9 protein-coding genes are annotated in these 15,960 nt (G+C 58.8%); all 9 read right to left on the bottom strand.

What is annotated here, in order from left to right; all coding sequences use genetic code 11:
* Positions 1–141: 141 nt before the first annotated feature.
* The 9 genes from FHT71_RS00065 to FHT71_RS00025 all read right to left on the bottom strand — a co-directional run bounded on the left by FHT71_RS00065 (position 142) and on the right by FHT71_RS00025 (position 15,922).
* Entirely contained in the window at positions 142–3,090 is a 2,949-nt protein-coding gene (locus FHT71_RS00065) for an SEL1-like repeat protein (RefSeq protein ID WP_132588259.1), read from the bottom strand.
* A complete protein-coding gene (locus FHT71_RS00060) occupies positions 3,087–4,253 on the bottom strand; it encodes an alginate lyase family protein (RefSeq protein ID WP_183718593.1) in 1,167 nt (388 codons plus the stop codon). Before FHT71_RS00060 ends, FHT71_RS00065 begins: the two co-directional genes overlap by 4 nt.
* Positions 4,250–7,993 (bottom strand): NosD domain-containing protein, encoded by a 3,744-nt coding sequence (locus tag FHT71_RS00055; protein ID WP_183718591.1) that lies wholly within the window; start codon positions 7,991–7,993, stop codon positions 4,250–4,252. The genes FHT71_RS00060 and FHT71_RS00055 overlap by 4 nt, the downstream gene beginning before the upstream one ends.
* A gap of 23 nt (positions 7,994–8,016) precedes the next feature.
* A complete protein-coding gene (locus FHT71_RS00050) occupies positions 8,017–9,147 on the bottom strand; it encodes an alginate biosynthesis protein Alg44 (protein ID WP_183718589.1) in 1,131 nt (376 codons plus the stop codon).
* Between the two features lie 10 nt (positions 9,148–9,157).
* Entirely contained in the window at positions 9,158–10,813 is a 1,656-nt protein-coding gene (locus FHT71_RS00045; RefSeq protein WP_183718587.1) for a glycosyltransferase, read from the bottom strand.
* 114 nt (positions 10,814–10,927) lie between these two features.
* Positions 10,928–12,319: a nucleotide sugar dehydrogenase gene (locus FHT71_RS00040; protein WP_132588264.1), complete on the bottom strand. Its 1,392-nt coding sequence runs from the start codon at positions 12,317–12,319 to the stop codon at positions 10,928–10,930.
* A gap of 529 nt (positions 12,320–12,848) precedes the next feature.
* The gene (locus tag FHT71_RS00035; protein ID WP_132588265.1) at positions 12,849–13,670 is read right to left on the bottom strand and encodes a carbohydrate ABC transporter permease; all 822 of its coding nucleotides are present in this window, start codon (positions 13,668–13,670) and stop codon (positions 12,849–12,851) included.
* A 2-nt stretch (positions 13,671–13,672) separates the two neighbouring features.
* Complete coding sequence (locus FHT71_RS00030) at positions 13,673–14,539, bottom strand: sugar ABC transporter permease (protein ID WP_183718585.1); 867 nt, start codon at positions 14,537–14,539, stop codon at positions 13,673–13,675.
* 51 nt (positions 14,540–14,590) lie between these two features.
* Positions 14,591–15,922, bottom strand: a complete 1,332-nt coding sequence (locus FHT71_RS00025) for an extracellular solute-binding protein (protein ID WP_132595195.1) — start codon at positions 15,920–15,922, stop codon at positions 14,591–14,593.
* Between the last annotated feature and the right edge of the window lie 38 nt (positions 15,923–15,960).

Below are 15,960 nucleotides of genomic sequence, written 5' to 3'. Positions count from 1 at the left end.
GCTTCACTGTCGCTTCGGGCCGGCACGATCAGCGCCGTGCATGCAAGGACGCGTGAATTGCTCTCCCGGTCTCCCTGCAGGTTCAGACCTCCCAGCGGCTGGCGGGGTATGCGCCTGCGAAATGTGACGCTGCGTTGGCGCTCACTCTTCCACACCATTGTCTTCGACCCCTTGCAGCGATACGGAAGACATGTCTCCCGCACCCATTTTTTTTAGCTTCTTTGCAGCTTGAACATGCTGCAGCGCGCGGGCGCTCTGCAGCCACTTGATCGCTTCGGCCTTGCTGGCGTCCGTGTTGTCGGCTTCGAGTTCCAGGGCGAGATGGAACATTGCAGTGGTGCTGCCTGCATTCGCGGCTCGCAGCTCCCATTCGCGCGCCTTCTTCGGATCCTTGTCGACGCCGATGCCGTATTTGTAGACCTCGGCTAGTCTGTACATGGCGTCGGGAGCATCCCATCCCGTGCTGGCCGAAGCCCTTTCCAGCCAGAGGATTCCTGCCTCGGGATCACGCTGGGTGCCAAAGCCGGATAGAAGCGCGATGCCGGCTCCGATCATCGCGGACACATGACCTTCCCGGGCACCGCGCATATTCAGTCGGAAGTTCTGCGATGCATCGACCTCAGGTCCAATTGCTGCACCATATGTCTCCGCAAGGTCATGCCAGGCAAATGCATAGCCGTGCTCGGCCGCAGTGCGCAGCAGCTGAACGGCCTTGTCTTTTTCTCTTTTGACACCGCTGCCCCACATATAGGCGAGGCCAAGGTCGCGCGTTGCCATGTGGCTTCCTGCATCGGAGGAAATCTTCAGATGGGTCGCAGCAACAGCGAGATTGCGCTCTACGCCGCGCCCGTCGCGATAGGCGCGTGCCATGCGCATGTTGGCGGTCGGGTCATCGGGATGGAGCGCCAGCACCGAGCGGTAGTAGCCAACGGCCTTTTCGCCATCGCCTTCGACGTGCTTGCCATCCATGTAGAGGTCGCCAAGTTTCAGGAGTGCATCGACATCACCCTTCTGAGAGGCCTGCTCCAAGAGTTCGAGGCCGGTGGGGACATCTTTGGCATCCCCCTTTCCCTCGATGTAGACATTTGAAAGCGCAACGGCGGCACCGGGAATCTTGGCACCCGTGAGTTCGCGCAGCATCGAGGCGCCCTGAAGGTTCAGGCGTATATCCGATGGCATCAGCATGGCGCTCGCCAGATGCACCTTCTCGCGCGGAACGTCGCTCGCCGTCTTCAGGGCTAGGCGCAGCCATTCTGCCCCGACATTCGGATTTTGGGCCCGCTCGGACACATATTCGTAGAGCTCAACGGCCGCCGGGCTGTTGTTCTTTCGCGCGGCTGTCGTCAGTCGCTCGATCGCTTCGTCCAGCTTGCCATTTGCCTTGAGGAACCGCGCCATTTCAACCGGCGCTTCCCGGTTCCCGGCGGCGATCGCATCGGAGAAGGCCTCATGCGCGTCGCGAAATGCGGTCTCTCCGCCACGCGAGAGGTAGAGGTTCGCCAGGCTGACGAGGGCGTCGGTGGCGCCAAGCGAAATCGCCTTCTTGTAGAGCGTGACCGCCCGGTCGAAATCTTGCCCGACGATTTCACCGTCGGCATAGGCCTCGGCCTCCTTCAGCATGGCGCTTTCGCTGCCTGCGCGCGACGCGCGCTCGATATAGGGGAAGGCTTTCTTGCGCTTGTTGATATCGGCGGACGACAGATAGACATCCGCCAGGCGATTGAGCACCTCGACCGACTCGGCCGCTGCCAGGGCTCGGAGATAGAGGTCAATAGCCTTCGTCTCGTTGATCTCTCCAACAACACCCTTGGCGTACATGTCGCCAAGAAGCAGTTGGCCGGTGACGCTTCCCTTCGCGGCTAGCTCGTTCAGCTTTTCGACCGCAAGCTCAACGTTTTCGCGGCTTCTCAGCGATGGGGCATCGATTACCAGATGGGCAAATCTCGTGAGCGCGGAGTTGGATCCGTTCTTGACCCCGAGCCGGAAAATGTTTGCAGCACGCGTCTGGTCTATTACGACACTTGCGCCGTCGCGAAAGCTTTCGCCAATCCGGATCAGATCTTCACCATTGGCGACATCGCCGGCCATCGTCGCCTCATAGAGTTGGTCCGACGACCGCCTGCGCTGTTCGGCGGTTTCCTGCAATGCCTGGGAGTAATAGAGGACCGCCGTTGCGTCCTTGGCGTCGATCAGCCTGGCAATCCACATATCATAGACTTGTGGCGGGACGTTCAATGGACCGGCGTCGGCAAAGTCGCGCACCAATTCTTGCGCGGCTTCGATCGATCCAGCGGCGGCGGCTGCCTGGTATTGTTCGATAGCGGCGGCAGGATCGAAGAGCGGCGTATCAGGTTCGCCGAGCAGACGTGCGACCCAGACAACGGCTGTGATCTGGCCTAGTTGCGCAGACTTGCGATACCAGGCCAGAGCCTCCTTCTGATCCTCGGGCTTGTCCGACAGCCTTCGATAATATCCGCCGAGATCGAAGGCGGCGCCTGCATCTCCGCGCGCAGCGCGCTGGCGCAGTAGGCTGAGGCCGAAGTTCGTCATAGCAGCCGCCTCGACCGGTGTCGCGCCGGGCAGCTTCGCCAGCTCGAATGCTGCCGCGCCGTCACCAAGGCGAAGGGCAAGATTGAGGTTATCGCGCGCTTCTTGAGCGCGGTTCGGAAACGATGCCAGCTTCTGCCCGCGGACATAGGCCGCCTCGGCATTGCCAGTCTTGATAACGTCATTCAGCAGGGCAAGCGCGCGATCGACGTCAACTGGCCCTCCTTCGCCTGCCAGCATCATCTTGGCGAGCAGAAGCTTTGCTTCGGCTTGTCTGGCACCGGGCAACGTCACGGCGGCCTCAAGGGCTTGGCGTGCTTTCGGGAAGTTTGGAACTCTCAGCGAATTGGCGGTCGAGACCGCTACTCCGCTCCGCAACTGCTTGGCGATCTTCAGAAGTCCCTCGCCGTCGTTCTGCTGGATCAACAGATCGACCTGTTCGGCCGGCGTCGCTGTCAGTTCGGCGACGGCCACCATCGGCGTTGAAAAGGCCAGATAGGTGGCTGCAAGCAAAACGGAGAGATGCTTCTGGCGTGGTGTCATCCCAGCCTCCAGAAGCATGTGGCGTTGCCGCCGGCGAATTCGTCGATGAGAGGACGCTCGTTTGCTCCTTCTCGTTCAAGGAGAGCGCCTGCACGCCGCTGAGTGAAGTTCGCCGGCTCATGAACGGCGAGCGCTTCGAGGAACGCGAGATAGTGGCGTCCGTTGCCCCGGTTTTCCAGGAAGCCGAAATCCGGCTTCATGAAATCCTGTTCCGGCCCTGGAATGTAGTTCTCGGCGGAGTAGGCATTGACCAGGATCGGGTTGGTCATGCCATTCATCCAGTAGGACAGGACCGTCCACATGGATTTCTTCTTTCCGTCGGCCGCTGTCGCGTCGAACAAGTCGTCCTGCCCGCCCGCTGCAATTTCAGCCATGACGGTCATGCTGGTCAGCGACTGACGCATGTACCAGAGTGCGCGTGCACCGCGACGCGTTTCCAGCGGCAGGCTGCCATCGGCGCGGGCGTCATCCAGGATAACGCGAAAGCGGTCGAGCCCCTTCTGGTAAAGTGCCTGGTCACCCGTCAGGCTACCCCAGGCCATCAGGACGCTGTCGGCCAGATAGCGGTGATTGTTATAGTCGACGCTTCCCTCGAAAATCTGATCGGTGCGTCGAACCAGCGGATCGATCCAGGCGATTAGCTTCTGCTTCTCGTCGTCGCCAAGCCCGTCGCGGATGATCGAATAGGCCACCACAGTCGGCAGCATCAGGCGTTTCAGAGCATAATAGGCGTCGTGAATTTTCTCGGTTTCAGAGAATGCACTGGCGTCCGCCCACTTCAACAGAAAGGCCTTGAGCATTTCCTCGGCGCGTTTATCGCCAGCGAGCGCGCGGCCGGACAGAACCATGACCGCCCATGCGTATTGGTTGCCAGACCGGTCCGTTCCGTATCCCTCCGTGGTCGTCAGGCCCTTGATGACCTCGATGTTCAGCCATTTGGCGTCGGCATCGACCGCAAGGCACGCCTTGCGCGCGTTGGATGATGGATTCTGCGCGAGAAAGGCCTTGCGTGCCTTTACATCAAACAGCCCTTGATAGCCGCCGTTCGCCGCTTGGCTTACGGATGCCCGTGTCGAGCTCGGCAACACTGTTGCGCTGAGAATGGCTGCGATCAGGGCGATCCCGCTACGTGCCGCGAGGAGAGAATGAGCCGCCTTTTTCAAGTGTTGTCTCCTTTTCCATGGAAACTTTCGAATTGCACGGTGCCGCGGGCGTCCGTGCAGTTGCCGGAAGTTTTGCTGTCAAAGAAAAGTGCATCGTTCTCCCCCAGGAACCCCGCCTCCCGGAATGCACAATCGTAATTTGCCGGCCGCTGCGGACGGCAGGTAGATGCGATTGCTACATCCTGATGCCCATTGAATCGCAGCACATGTCCCTCAAACGGGCGTGTGTCGCCGTCAAGCAGACGCCCTTCCTGATTGCGGAATTCGTTCTTTGCCAGCGTGAGCCCAGAGACGCCGGCAGCCTTTATCCCCTTGCCGTTTGCAGCGATCAGGTTGTCCGTCGCGGTGAACGTCGTCAGTGGCACATAGGGATCCATTACCAGATCGCGCTTATGCTCATCCTCTGCGAGCGACAGGTCGCTGATGTAGCCACTGATGGCCTCGAGCTTGTTGCGGACGATGGCGTTGTCATGGACGCCAATATCCCAGCTATTACGCATGCGCACGCCGGAGCGGCCATTCTCGATGAAGGCGTTGGCAACTGCGAGATTGCAGCTACTCTCGAAGAACGTCAGGCCATCTTGGTCGTTCTCGAAGGAAAGGTTGCCATAGACAAGGTTATCCACGCTGTCACGGTCCAACATCAGGCCGGAGCCCTTGTTGTGGAACACCACGTTGCCGACCTGCCAACTGGCATCGACGCCGCGGGAAATGATGATGCCGTGTTTCACCATGGTATCATGCGCGGTGTTGAGCGCGATCAGCAGTCGATGCGAGCGGTCGTGCGGATCGACGCCATAAAGGACGTTGTTTGCGTACTCGTTGCCGATGAGCGAGATGTCATCGGCCTCGTAGGAATAGAAGCCGTACTCGAAGTTATGAAAATAGTTCTCGACGACAATGCCCGTCGGATTTCGCAACTGTTCGCGAGCCTTGGCGATTGTCTTCGGGCCGGCCGAGAACGTAAGTCCAAAAGACTTCGATGCTGCATATCCCAGCGAATCCAGAACAGATCCGCCAATATACATTTCGGAATTGCTCCAGCCGACGATGAAGGGCCGGAATACCCCACGCGTGTCTTTGCTGGAATTGCGCGGCTTCTGCAGCGCCTCATCCCACGATGTTACGGTCGTGTCCTGAATGTAAAGTTTGCCGCCGACCGCGAGAAAGGCGCCAGCGGTGGCGGACAAGCGATAGGCGGAAGCCTCCTGCCCGGACAGGATCAAGGCGGCCCCCTCGCCAACGAGCAGCGGCGCGCGAAGCGTGACGATATCGCCCTCCCGTTCGACCAACGGCTCGCCAGCCGTGCTATCCAGCTGCATGGCAAGACTACCAAGTGTATAGGTGCCGCTCTGAATGACGATAATGCGCGGATAGAGAAGCCCTTGCGCGCGGGCGGCATGGGAAAGACCGGTAAATCCGCCTGCAAGGTCCTCCATGAACTTGCTTTCATAAGGACTAAGGTTTCCCAATGTTATTGAGATTTGCCCCGGTGTTGGCAGCGGTATCATCGAGCGCGTCGTTGCCGCCGTCTTGCTTATGTCGGGATACCCATATCTGCTGAGCGGGGCGCTCATCACGGCTGTCGTCTTCAGCGACATGCGGCCATCGCTGAAGACGGCCTTCGAGGGCTGGGGCAGGCCTTCGTTTCTCGCCTCCAATGATGCCTTCTTCAGCCAGTCTCTATAGTCTGACGTTTCACCCTTCCCCAGCCCCCAACCGAGCCGGTCAAGGTGGCGCAACTGCGCCTCGGCAATGGCGCGAAACGTGCCCACACGCAGTATCGGATCGCGAATGTCTTTGGTGGCAAGGATGGCCGTCCTGACATAGGCCGGATCGTTCGCGGCCGCGATCATGACCTCGGCTTTCAGTTGCTCGTCGCTGGCCGCAGGCTGGCTGTCGAAGTAGGCGATGGCGGTCTTCGCGTCACCTTTCAACGCAGCCCGGCTCGCGATGCGTCCAGCTGCCTTCGCCTTCAGCTTCTCGTCGGAAATCTTGCTGACGAGCTTCTTGGCAAGCGCGATCTGGTTGGACTTCGATAAGTAGTCAATGATGTCGAAGAACAGGTCATCACGCTGCTCTGCCTTGTCCACCCCGCCTGCATAGGAGATCGCCTGGTCGACGACATCGGCCGCCTTCTCGGCCCCGTCCTTTCCGGATATCTCTTTGGCAAGCCGGAGGAGCGCCTCGACACGATACTCCGGTTCCTTGATGGAGCTTGCCAGGCCCATGGCGTCGTCGGTCTTGCCATTGCGTGCCCAGACGCGGACAATTTCCGACTGCACGCGGCCTTTGTCTTCGTCGTTTGCTATCTCGTCGGCGATCTTCGTTGCGGCATCGAGGTCTCCTTCTCGCGCCTTGGCGCGGCCTATGCCCGAGAGCGCCTGCTCACGGTCCTTGAGGGTGGTGATCTTCGGGAGAAGCGCTTCGGCCTTCTTCAAATCGTCGCTGTCTGCGAACGCCTTGGCAAGGTTGCCGAGGGCATCGGATGCGCCCTTCATGTCGGTGAGCTGATCTGCGAAGGCTTGGGCATCATCGAACCGCTTGAGGTCGGTCGCTCCGCCGATAGCGGCAATCAGCGCCGCTTCCCTCGCATCGCCGCTTAGTGCTTTGACGATCTGCGTGCCACGGTCGTATTGCTGGGAGGCCATCTTTGCCAGGCCGCGATCACTGAGTTCGGAGGCAAGGGTGAAGTCGATCTCCGCAAGCCCCGGGCCGGTTTCCATCACGTCGGTCATTGCGGTCGCGTCGATCAGGCGGTCGGCATCAACACGGTTCTTGACGATGCGGATGATGAGGTCCTCCTGATCGCTTCGATCGGCCAAACTCGTGGCAAAAACCGGGAACAGGTTCACTGCATTCGCCTTGAGGGCCGCGCTCAGGACCTCGTTGACGGTGTCGGCGCGGTGTTCGGACGACTCCGGATCGACGGCGAGAGCAAACAGCAGGGCTTGTTCTATCCGGCCGGCCTTGAGTTCGGCCTTCACTGCCGCCGAGATGTCGTCGAATTTGGCGTCCTTAATTTCCTTTTTGCCGAGTTTCTTGTCGCCAAGCAGCCGCAGGGCGATATCGTAGCGGGCAAAGCCACGCATGCGCGCCGGCCACATGCCGCCGACCGCCTTGTTGACGATGTTCGAGGTCAGCTTCGGTTCGACGTAGGCGCCGACCTGGGCGATGTTGTTAAGCGCGGCATTCTTCTCTTCAGCTAAGGTGATCTGCACGCTGACATCGATTGCCCTTTCCAAGAGGGTCAAAGCGGCATCGTGGTCGCTTGCGATCTGCCTCGCATAGTCGGCCAGCGCCGATACTTTGAGTTCCGGTGCCGATAGGGCGTCGACAAGGTCGTCGATCCTCAGCCTGGTCGCAACGCGTGCGTCCGGGTCGGCGCCCTTGTCGGTCAGGCTTGAAAGCGTGGCGCTCAGCGTCCCTGTTGTGACGACATCAGGCGTAATGCCGGCCGCCTCGAGGTCGGCAATGCTCGCTTTGGCAGCCTCATCACCACCTTCCGCGCTCACCGAAAGTGCGGCAAGCTGGTCGCGGGCGCGGTCATAGGCTTTGATCCGCTCGGCAGGTGTCTTGGCCTTGTCGACATCCAGAACAGATTGCCGGATTTTCTCGACGATCTGCTGAACGCTATCCAATGTCTGAGCGTATGCAGGATACGTCCCGATTGCGCCGAACAGGGCGGTCGCGGTCAAAACCGAGACGGTCAATCCAGCGAGGTATCGTTTTTTGCTCATTCGCATTAACTCCCTCAACTCCCTCATCCCTTGGTTTCGGCAGCAGGTTGGCTCTCTGTGCCGCTTGTGCTGACGGCGTTGTTCAGCTTTTCCGGCAGGTTCGCGGTCGTCCAGGGCGACTGCACAAACCGCACCGTCACAGGCGTTCCCACGATGGAGGAGAGATCTGCGTCTCCCACGTCGATATTGATCGGGATCTTGTTGCCGGACTCCAGATCGGTGCTTGTAAGCTTCGGCAGATCCCGGATGGTCGCGTTTGAGATTTGTTCGCCATGCGGAAGCTCGACCAGAACACGGGCGCCCCTAAAGAGACGCAAGGCCTGGGAATAATCGACCATCGCCACGACGTGCGGCTTGGCGTTTTGCATGCTGAGAGAAAGAAGCCGTTGTCCGGCTCGGACCTGGCTGTCCAATCCTACCTGAGCATCCTGAATGATACAGTCACAACGGGCCAGCACGGTAATGCTGCGGTTGTTGGCCGTCGGCAGGATCGTCGCCACAGGATCACCGGCCTTAACTGCCCCTTGTGTCACGATGTTGGTGACGACACCGTCCGATGGTGCGATCACGGCAGCGGAATCGATTGTCACAAGTGACTCGTCGGCACGGAAGGTCCAGAGTCTTTGATAAAGTGCGCCCCACAGAAAAAGCAGTACCCCGAGACCGAGGATCGACGTCACGGCAATTCGCAGAATCCGCCTGGCCACTGCCTTGTGCCGCTCGGCAGAAGACGGTTCTTGCGAGCCGGAATCCTTCTTCCGACTACGCGGATCGACGGAGCGGCTCGATAGATCGAGGACGTCGTTGAGGGTGACGACTTCGCCAGTCAGATGGGCATCACGCACATAGCGCAGAAAGCGGAGCTTTTCCTCCGTCAGCGACATGTACTGGAAGCCTGTGCGTCCCTTCGCGGGGTCGCAATAGCGAACCTGTGCATCGACCCTCAGCGTAAACACAAAGCCGTCAAAGGGGAATTCAAGATCCACCGGAAACGTTTTGAATTCGGGCAGGACCGTCTTTCCGGTCGCAACGCCTATGCCTCCGACCGACCAGTCGAGGCAGTTGTATCGGTATCCGTCGATGACGCATTTCAACGGGAGTTTGTAGCGTGCGTGCTGGCGTTGTACATCCGCTTCGAATTTTACGACGTTCATATCCGCTCCCTCAATTAATCGGGTCCAGCCCGTAGGCCATTGCAAGTATGGATGCGTCTGGAATTGCCAATTGCCCAAGGACGAGGGCGACAATCGTTATGAAAAGCGCAATCGCGATGACATGAACAAGCGTTGACGAAGCTTCGCGCGCGCGGGCTTGAAGGCGCGTCCGGCTATCTGCAAGCGTCGTCTTCTGGCGCGTCCACTTTTGCTTGTTCAGGTGGAAGAAAATGTAGGTTTTGACGATCGATCCGTAGATCTGATTGAAATAGATGAAGAAGGGATAGAAGGCCGAGACGCGGCGGCGTGAATTGAACAGCATCAGCGTCAGCAGGTAGCGCGTGGCAAGCACCCAAAGAAGATAGATGAGGAAGGCGAAGGGCGTTTCGAACACCCCGACCAGGAGAACCATTGCCAGTCCCGCGAGCGAGGTCCACATCGAGACGCGCTGATCGAAGATCGTCCACCACGTGAAGAAGCCGACCTTTGACGGGCCCAGTGCCAGCGCCCGTGAATTCGTACGCAGCATATTGCCGAACCAGCGCACCATCAGTTGTGTCGCCGCCGGCAGGAAGTATTTGGATGGAGGCTCCTCGACCGTCGCAACGACAACGTCGGGGATGTAGAGCATCTTGTAGCGGTTGCGCAGCAGCCAGAACCAGCTCGACTTGTCGTCTCCGGTCAGGAATTTCAGCCGGCCGAACCGCCAGTGATCGACGTAATCGGATTCGACCTGCCTGACAAAATCGGGATTGCAGATAATCGACGCCCTGAACATCGACATGCGTCCGGTCAGCGTCAGCACCTTGCGCGATAACCCATTCGACGACATGAGGATATGGCGCTGAGCGAAGCGCAGGCTATACCAGATGTGGAACTTTGTCTTGCCATGCACACGCGAGACCTCATCTGTCGTGAGTGCGCCGACGCTGTTGTCCGCTCGGAAAAAGCCCGCGCATTTGCTGACAAGATCAGGTGGAACGATCGAGTCGCCGTCGATGACGGCCACCACATCGTCGGCCGTCGGCTCCTGTCGCGAGATCGCACGGAAGCCATAGGCCAGCGCATCGCGCTTGCCGGTACCGGCGATGCGCGTGATGACGAGGCGAACATTGGTGTCCTCGCCGCAGATCAGGCTGTAGAGCGACTTGACGAGACGCTGGTCTCCCATTTCGACGATCGAAGCGACCACGGTGGCACCACCGGGTGCACGCTTTGCGGCTTCGAACGCGGCGCGGTAAACGGCTGCCGTCGTATCGCCGTCAATGCGGAAACTGGTGACAAGGAAAAAGACGTGCTGATCGCCTAAGGTGGCCGCGCTCTTGCGCATTGCATCCTCGGCCTCGGCGCGCATCTTGGGAAAGACCATCGAGCGGTAGATGTTGGAGCGCACAAAATGCGCGAGGCCCCAACCGTAACGCCAGACAGCGAGGAAGCCGAGGCCGAAAAGGGCACCGGAATGGGCGCTGACAAGGCTATCGAGTGGTGTAATGCAAGCGATGCTAAGGATCAGAGCAATATAGGCGAGATGCGCTTCAAGGGTTTCACTCCAGGTGACGAGCCACGAGGCGGATCCGGCGTCGCGGCCGTCGGGCGACGGCGCCAGTAGACGATCTACTGGTGCGGCAACCGGCCCATAGCCGTCAGCGTATTGCATTCCTGCCATCGGTTCCTGCCTCGATGTTTATGCATGCAATGCAGTGTGAGAAGCACTCCAGCTTCCCTTTGCTTTTGTTTTGAAAAGGTGCGCCGGCCACGCCAAGCGGCCAGCGCAAGCACGTCACCAGCACAGGCCGTGATAGACGACGTTTTTGTTTTCCGGCTTTTCGATGCGTGCCAGATCGATGACCGTCACCGGTTTACCAGCGGTCTCGATCGCATCCTTGAGACCCGGGTATTTGTTGCCGACCACGATGACTTCGGATCTCGCGATGACATCCTTGATGTTGTCGTGGAGTAGCGGCGCGATGTGCTTGAGAAAGTTACGGCCCTGGCTCGCATCCCTGGCAACATGCGGATCGTAGATCGACACGTCCTTGCCCTTGCCCAGAAAACCCTCGACGAGTTCAAGCAGCGGGCTTTCCCTAAGGTCATCCGTGTCGGCCTTGAAGGTCACACCGATAAAGCCGATCGCTTCATGCGATGCAGCGTCGACCAGCGAACGCGCGTGGTCGATCTGCACGACATTGGCAAGGCGTGCGGCGTCCAAGACCGGTGTCGGCACGTTCATTGAGCGGCCAAGTGCCGTTAACGCCCGCAGATCCTTTGGAAGGCAGGAGCCGCCATAGGCGAAGCCCGGTTTCATATAGGCGCGGGATATGTTGAGGCGCGTGTCGGAGCACAGCACGTCCATGACGACATGGCTGTCGATGCTCTTGGCCTTGCAGATATTGCCGATCTCGTTCGAGAAGCTGATCTTGACGGCATGCCAGCAGTTGTTGGCGTACTTCACGATCTCGGCGCTGCGCATCGGAATGACATGCGGTGCGACGCCAATATGGCTGACAAGAGCCTTGAGCGCATCAATGGAGCGCGTGTCGTCCGCATACTGCCCGAAGACGATGGCGCCGGGCTTGTAGTAGTCGGCGATCGCCGTGCTTTCGCGAAGGAATTCGGGATAGTAGGCAACGCCGAAATCACGTCCGGCGATCTTCCCTGAGGCCTTTTCCAAGGTTGGAATGACGAGCTCTTCCATGGTCCCCGGAAGGATGGTCGAGCGCATGACGACGATATGAAACTCGGCCTTGTGCCGCAGCGCCCTGCCGATGTCTTCGCAGACCTGGCGAACGTGATTGGTGTTCAGTGTGCCATCCGGCAGGCTCGGCGTTCCGACACAGCAAAATGAGATGTCGGTTTCGTTGATGGCGTCCGTTGCCGAGTGGGTTGCGCTCAGCAGGTCGTTGGCGTGCGCGCTCTGCAGCAACTCATCCAGGCCCGGCTCGACGATCGGCGCCTCACCTCCGGCAAGACGCTCGACTTTGAACTGGTCTGGATCAACAGCGACGACGGCAAAGCCGTCCTTGCTGAGGCATGCGGAGGAAACGCAACCGACGTAGCCGGCGCCGAAAATGCTCACACGATATCGACGGGCCTCGGTGCTCGGATAGTAATTGTCTAGAACAGAAACTTTTTGTTTGGAGGCAAGGCGGACGGAATTCAGGTCAAGTTCCATGTGTAACCTCATCTGCGCACAATTAAACCCTCCGGCGAATTCTTTCGTCGGGACACATGCTTACAGGCTAAGGAAACCCCCACCAGACGTAGTTTTTTAACCGTCTTTGTTGTCGCGGTACATAGATGCTAAGCGCAAATAACGTTGTATGCAATAGATAAAAATTAACCAAAACTAATATAGTTTGAGCAATTCATACTTACTTTAAAAATAAGTAAGCTAAATCAAATGATTACGGTCAAGCTTGATGGATACCTAATCATAGAGACCAAGGCCGAGTTCTATCGCTATGACTGGTTAACTGTCAGCTGGTTCGCGTTAAAATCGGTGCAGGTGAAGTTATTTTGATTTGGGACTTTGCAAGATTGTTAAGGCGCCTACAGATACTATGCATGGCAAGTATTACTGCTATTTTGCAGTAGCGCTCCCTGAAGCGTCCCGTGCGCGAGCGCTCAATGTGATGTGCGGCAGCGGCGTGGCGACAATATCGCCTCACAATCTGCTGGGATGCCAAGAGCTTGCTACCTGATCACCCCTTCACGGCACCGGCGGTCATTGAACCGGAAATTTGTCGATACATGACAAGGCCCAGCACGGCGGGCGGCAGAGCGCCGAGCATCATGACGGCCGATGCAGTGCCCCACTGCACGCCGCCGCCGCTGGCGGCAAAGAAAAAGGAGGCCCCGACGGTCATCGGGACGGCCCGGCTGGTGGTCAGCATCAAGCCGAAGAGGAACTCGTTCCAGGCCGTGATGAAGCCAAAAATGAAGGTCGTCACCAATGCCGGCCTGACCACCGGTCGGATGATCATGATCATCACCTGCCGTGAGCTGGCGCCATCGACTTTCGCTGCCTCGTCGAGCTCCAGCGGCACGTCGGAAATGGCGTTGACCATGATGACGAGAGCAAGCGGCGTATTGACGATCGTCAGGATGAAGCCCAGTCCAAGCTGCGTGTCCAGCAGGCCAAGCCATTGATACATCATATAAAGCGGGATTGCGAAGATGATCAATGGCACGGCCCGCAAGTTGATGATGATCGGCAAGAGGGTGCGCTTGCCAGCATCGCTTCGCGCGATCGCATAGGCTGCCGGGAAGGCAAGAATGATGGCCAGGCTCGTTCCGATGAGTGACGCGATCGTGCTGTTCAAGAGATAGGAATAGATGTTGAATCGGTCGGTGTGGGTCAGAACGCGAAGGTAGTTCTCGAATGTCGGCTGACCGACCCATAGGCCGGGGTTGATGGACAGTTCCTTCGCGCTCTTCAAAGAGGTAACGAGCGTTACGATGACCGGAAAGTTCATCGCGAGCGCAGCGACGGTAAAGACGATCCAGCGGGCAGTATTCAGCATCGCTATGTCCTCCTGCGCCCGGCAAGCCAGTTGAGGCCGTAGAGCACCGCAAGCGAGGCGACAAACAGCACGACGGAGGCAGCAACAGCCTTGCCGATCGCACCTCCTTTGAAAAAGGCCTGATAGATGTAGATCGAAAGCGACGTCGTCGATCCTCCCGCGCCGCTGCCGGTCAGCGCATAGACGTTGTCGAATACGCGAAAGCCGTCGATGAAGCGGATGAAGAAGGCCATCACGAGGGTGGGCAGCATCAGCGGTAGTTCGATCCACCAGAGGATCTTGAACCAGGGTGCGCCGTCGAGTGCGGCCGCCTCCCGCACATCCAGCGGTATTGCCACGTAGGCCATGTAGAAGAGCAGAAAGGCGAACGGCGTCCACTGCAGTGTCTCGACGACAACGAGGGTGCGAAAGGCATTGTTGATGTCGAGGAAGGCCGGGCTGTCACCAAACCATAGGAAAAGATAGTAGGGTACCGGCCCGGCGAACTCGTGCAGTACAAGCCGATACATCAGGCCGATCATCGCAGGCGCCACCATCAATGGCAGCATCAGCGGTGCCATCAGAAACGATCGCTTGGCAAGCAGCGGCGCAAGGAAGATCGCCAGGAACAGGCCGATCAGGCATTCGGCAAGAGCGGTCAGGATGCCAAAGCGCATCGAGAAGGATATGGCCTGCCAGAACTCCCGATCGGCAAGCACCGACACGTAGTTGCCGAACCCGCTGAGGCTTGGACTGCGCAGGTTCTCAAAGCTGACGGTTGAGACTGAGTAGATGAGATTGACGATAGAAGGGAAGCCCAGAAAGACAAGCAGGAACGCCACAAGCGGCGTCAGGTAGGCTCGGCCTTCGGCACGGTTTACAATAGCCATTATGGTCCGCCGGATTGCCGGCGCCAGGCGAAACCTGACGCCGGGTTTGCCTTACTTCTTCAACAGATCCTGCATGCCCGTCTTGACATGGGCAAGCGCCTCGTCGAGGCCCTGCTGAGCGGACCAGTAGCCCGTGAATTCCTTCGCCTGGAGCTCGTAAACCGACAGAGCGTTGGCGGAGGTGGCGCCGTTCATCACGTAGCCGTACTTGCTGGCGAACTCGCCGAGTTTGACGAGATCGGGACGCTCGCTGGAGACCTTGGCGACGACATCGGGCGACAGGGCCGGAGAGCCGCCGCTCTTGGCATAAAGAAGTGCGGCATCTTCCGTTGCCAGCCATTTCAGGAATTTGGTCGCGCCTTCCTTGTTCTTGGCATTCTTGTTGAGGCCGAGACCGAGGCCGTGGATGTGATCCGCGCGACCGTCGGGGCCGGCGGGCGGCGCGACGATACCGGTCACTTCCGCGACCGCTGGCGACTTTTCCGCGTTGGTCAGGTCGGCCGCTGCTGCATTCCACTGCAGTGCGCTCGCCGCCTGGCCCGAGCTATACGCCGCGTTGGTCTCGGCGTATTCGTAGCTGAGCGAATCCTTCGGCGAAGCGCCGGCATCATAAAGCTTCTTGTAGAGCTCAAGGCCGGCCTTATACGCGTCGGAATCGACGGTGATCTTGCCATCCTTGTCCATCCAGTCGCCACCGTAGGACCGCGGCAGGGATTGAAAGACCATCATGTTGAAGAGCAGGTTTTTCATCTGCAGCACGGTGCCGTAGCGCACCGGGCTTGCAGGATTTGCCTGCTTGCTGAAATAGAGTGAGGTTGCGGCCCAATCGTCCCAGGTCCAACTGTCGGGATCCTTCGGCTGAAGCGCCTTGCCCAGATACTTCTGGGCAATTTCCCCGTATGTCTTCTTTGCCGCCCCGTCCTTCATCAGGGCGTCAACCAAATCCTTGCGATAGTACATGAAGTGCAAGGACAAATCCGTGGGCACGCCATATTGCTTGCCGTCAAACTGCATCGTTTTGAGGACGGATTCGCCAAACACCCTTGCTGCATCCGAACCCAGTTCCACCGGCTCCATGTAAGGCGCGTAACGGCCGATTGAATAGGTGGCAACGAGGTTGACGTCGAAAGCATCGGAGCCGGCGGCCATGTCGGCCTGCAGCTTGTCGAAGAAACCGTCGCGGTTGAAGAACAGCAGCTGCACCTTATCGGCATCACGGATGCCGGCCTGGGCGTTGTAGGCTTCGACCGTGGCTCTGAGCGCGGTTTCTTCCGAGCCGCCCGGCCAACCGAGTACCGTTACAGTTGCGTTTGCCATGCCCGGCAGCGCGACGCTCGCCAGAAGCGCCGCTACAACAGGAAGAGACCTCATTTTGAATTTCATCGTCGTTCCCTTTCTTTTATTAGGTTTCATGCCATTCG

The sequence above is a fragment of the Rhizobium sp. BK060 genome, assembly GCF_014193145.1.
In the GTDB taxonomy this organism is placed as follows: Bacteria; Pseudomonadota; Alphaproteobacteria; order Rhizobiales; family Rhizobiaceae; genus Rhizobium.
The sequence above is the reverse complement of the archived record's forward strand: the minus strand, read 5'-3'. Positions and strand labels throughout refer to the sequence as shown.

Coding starts and splice junctions, on each gene's coding strand:
- FHT71_RS00065 (WP_132588259.1), bottom strand. CDS start 3,090: ATGACACCACGCCAGAAGCATCTCTCCGTTTTGCTTGCAGCCACCTAT.
- FHT71_RS00055 (WP_183718591.1), bottom strand. CDS start 7,993: ATGAGCAAAAAACGATACCTCGCTGGATTGACCGTCTCGGTTTTGACC.
- FHT71_RS00050 (WP_183718589.1), bottom strand. CDS start 9,147: ATGAACGTCGTAAAATTCGAAGCGGATGTACAACGCCAGCACGCACGC.
- FHT71_RS00045 (WP_183718587.1), bottom strand. CDS start 10,813: ATGGCAGGAATGCAATACGCTGACGGCTATGGGCCGGTTGCCGCACCA.
- FHT71_RS00040 (WP_132588264.1), bottom strand. CDS start 12,319: ATGGAACTTGACCTGAATTCCGTCCGCCTTGCCTCCAAACAAAAAGTT.
- FHT71_RS00035 (WP_132588265.1), bottom strand. CDS start 13,670: ATGCTGAATACTGCCCGCTGGATCGTCTTTACCGTCGCTGCGCTCGCG.
- FHT71_RS00030 (WP_183718585.1), bottom strand. CDS start 14,539: ATGGCTATTGTAAACCGTGCCGAAGGCCGAGCCTACCTGACGCCGCTT.
- FHT71_RS00025 (WP_132595195.1), bottom strand. CDS start 15,922: ATGAAATTCAAAATGAGGTCTCTTCCTGTTGTAGCGGCGCTTCTGGCG.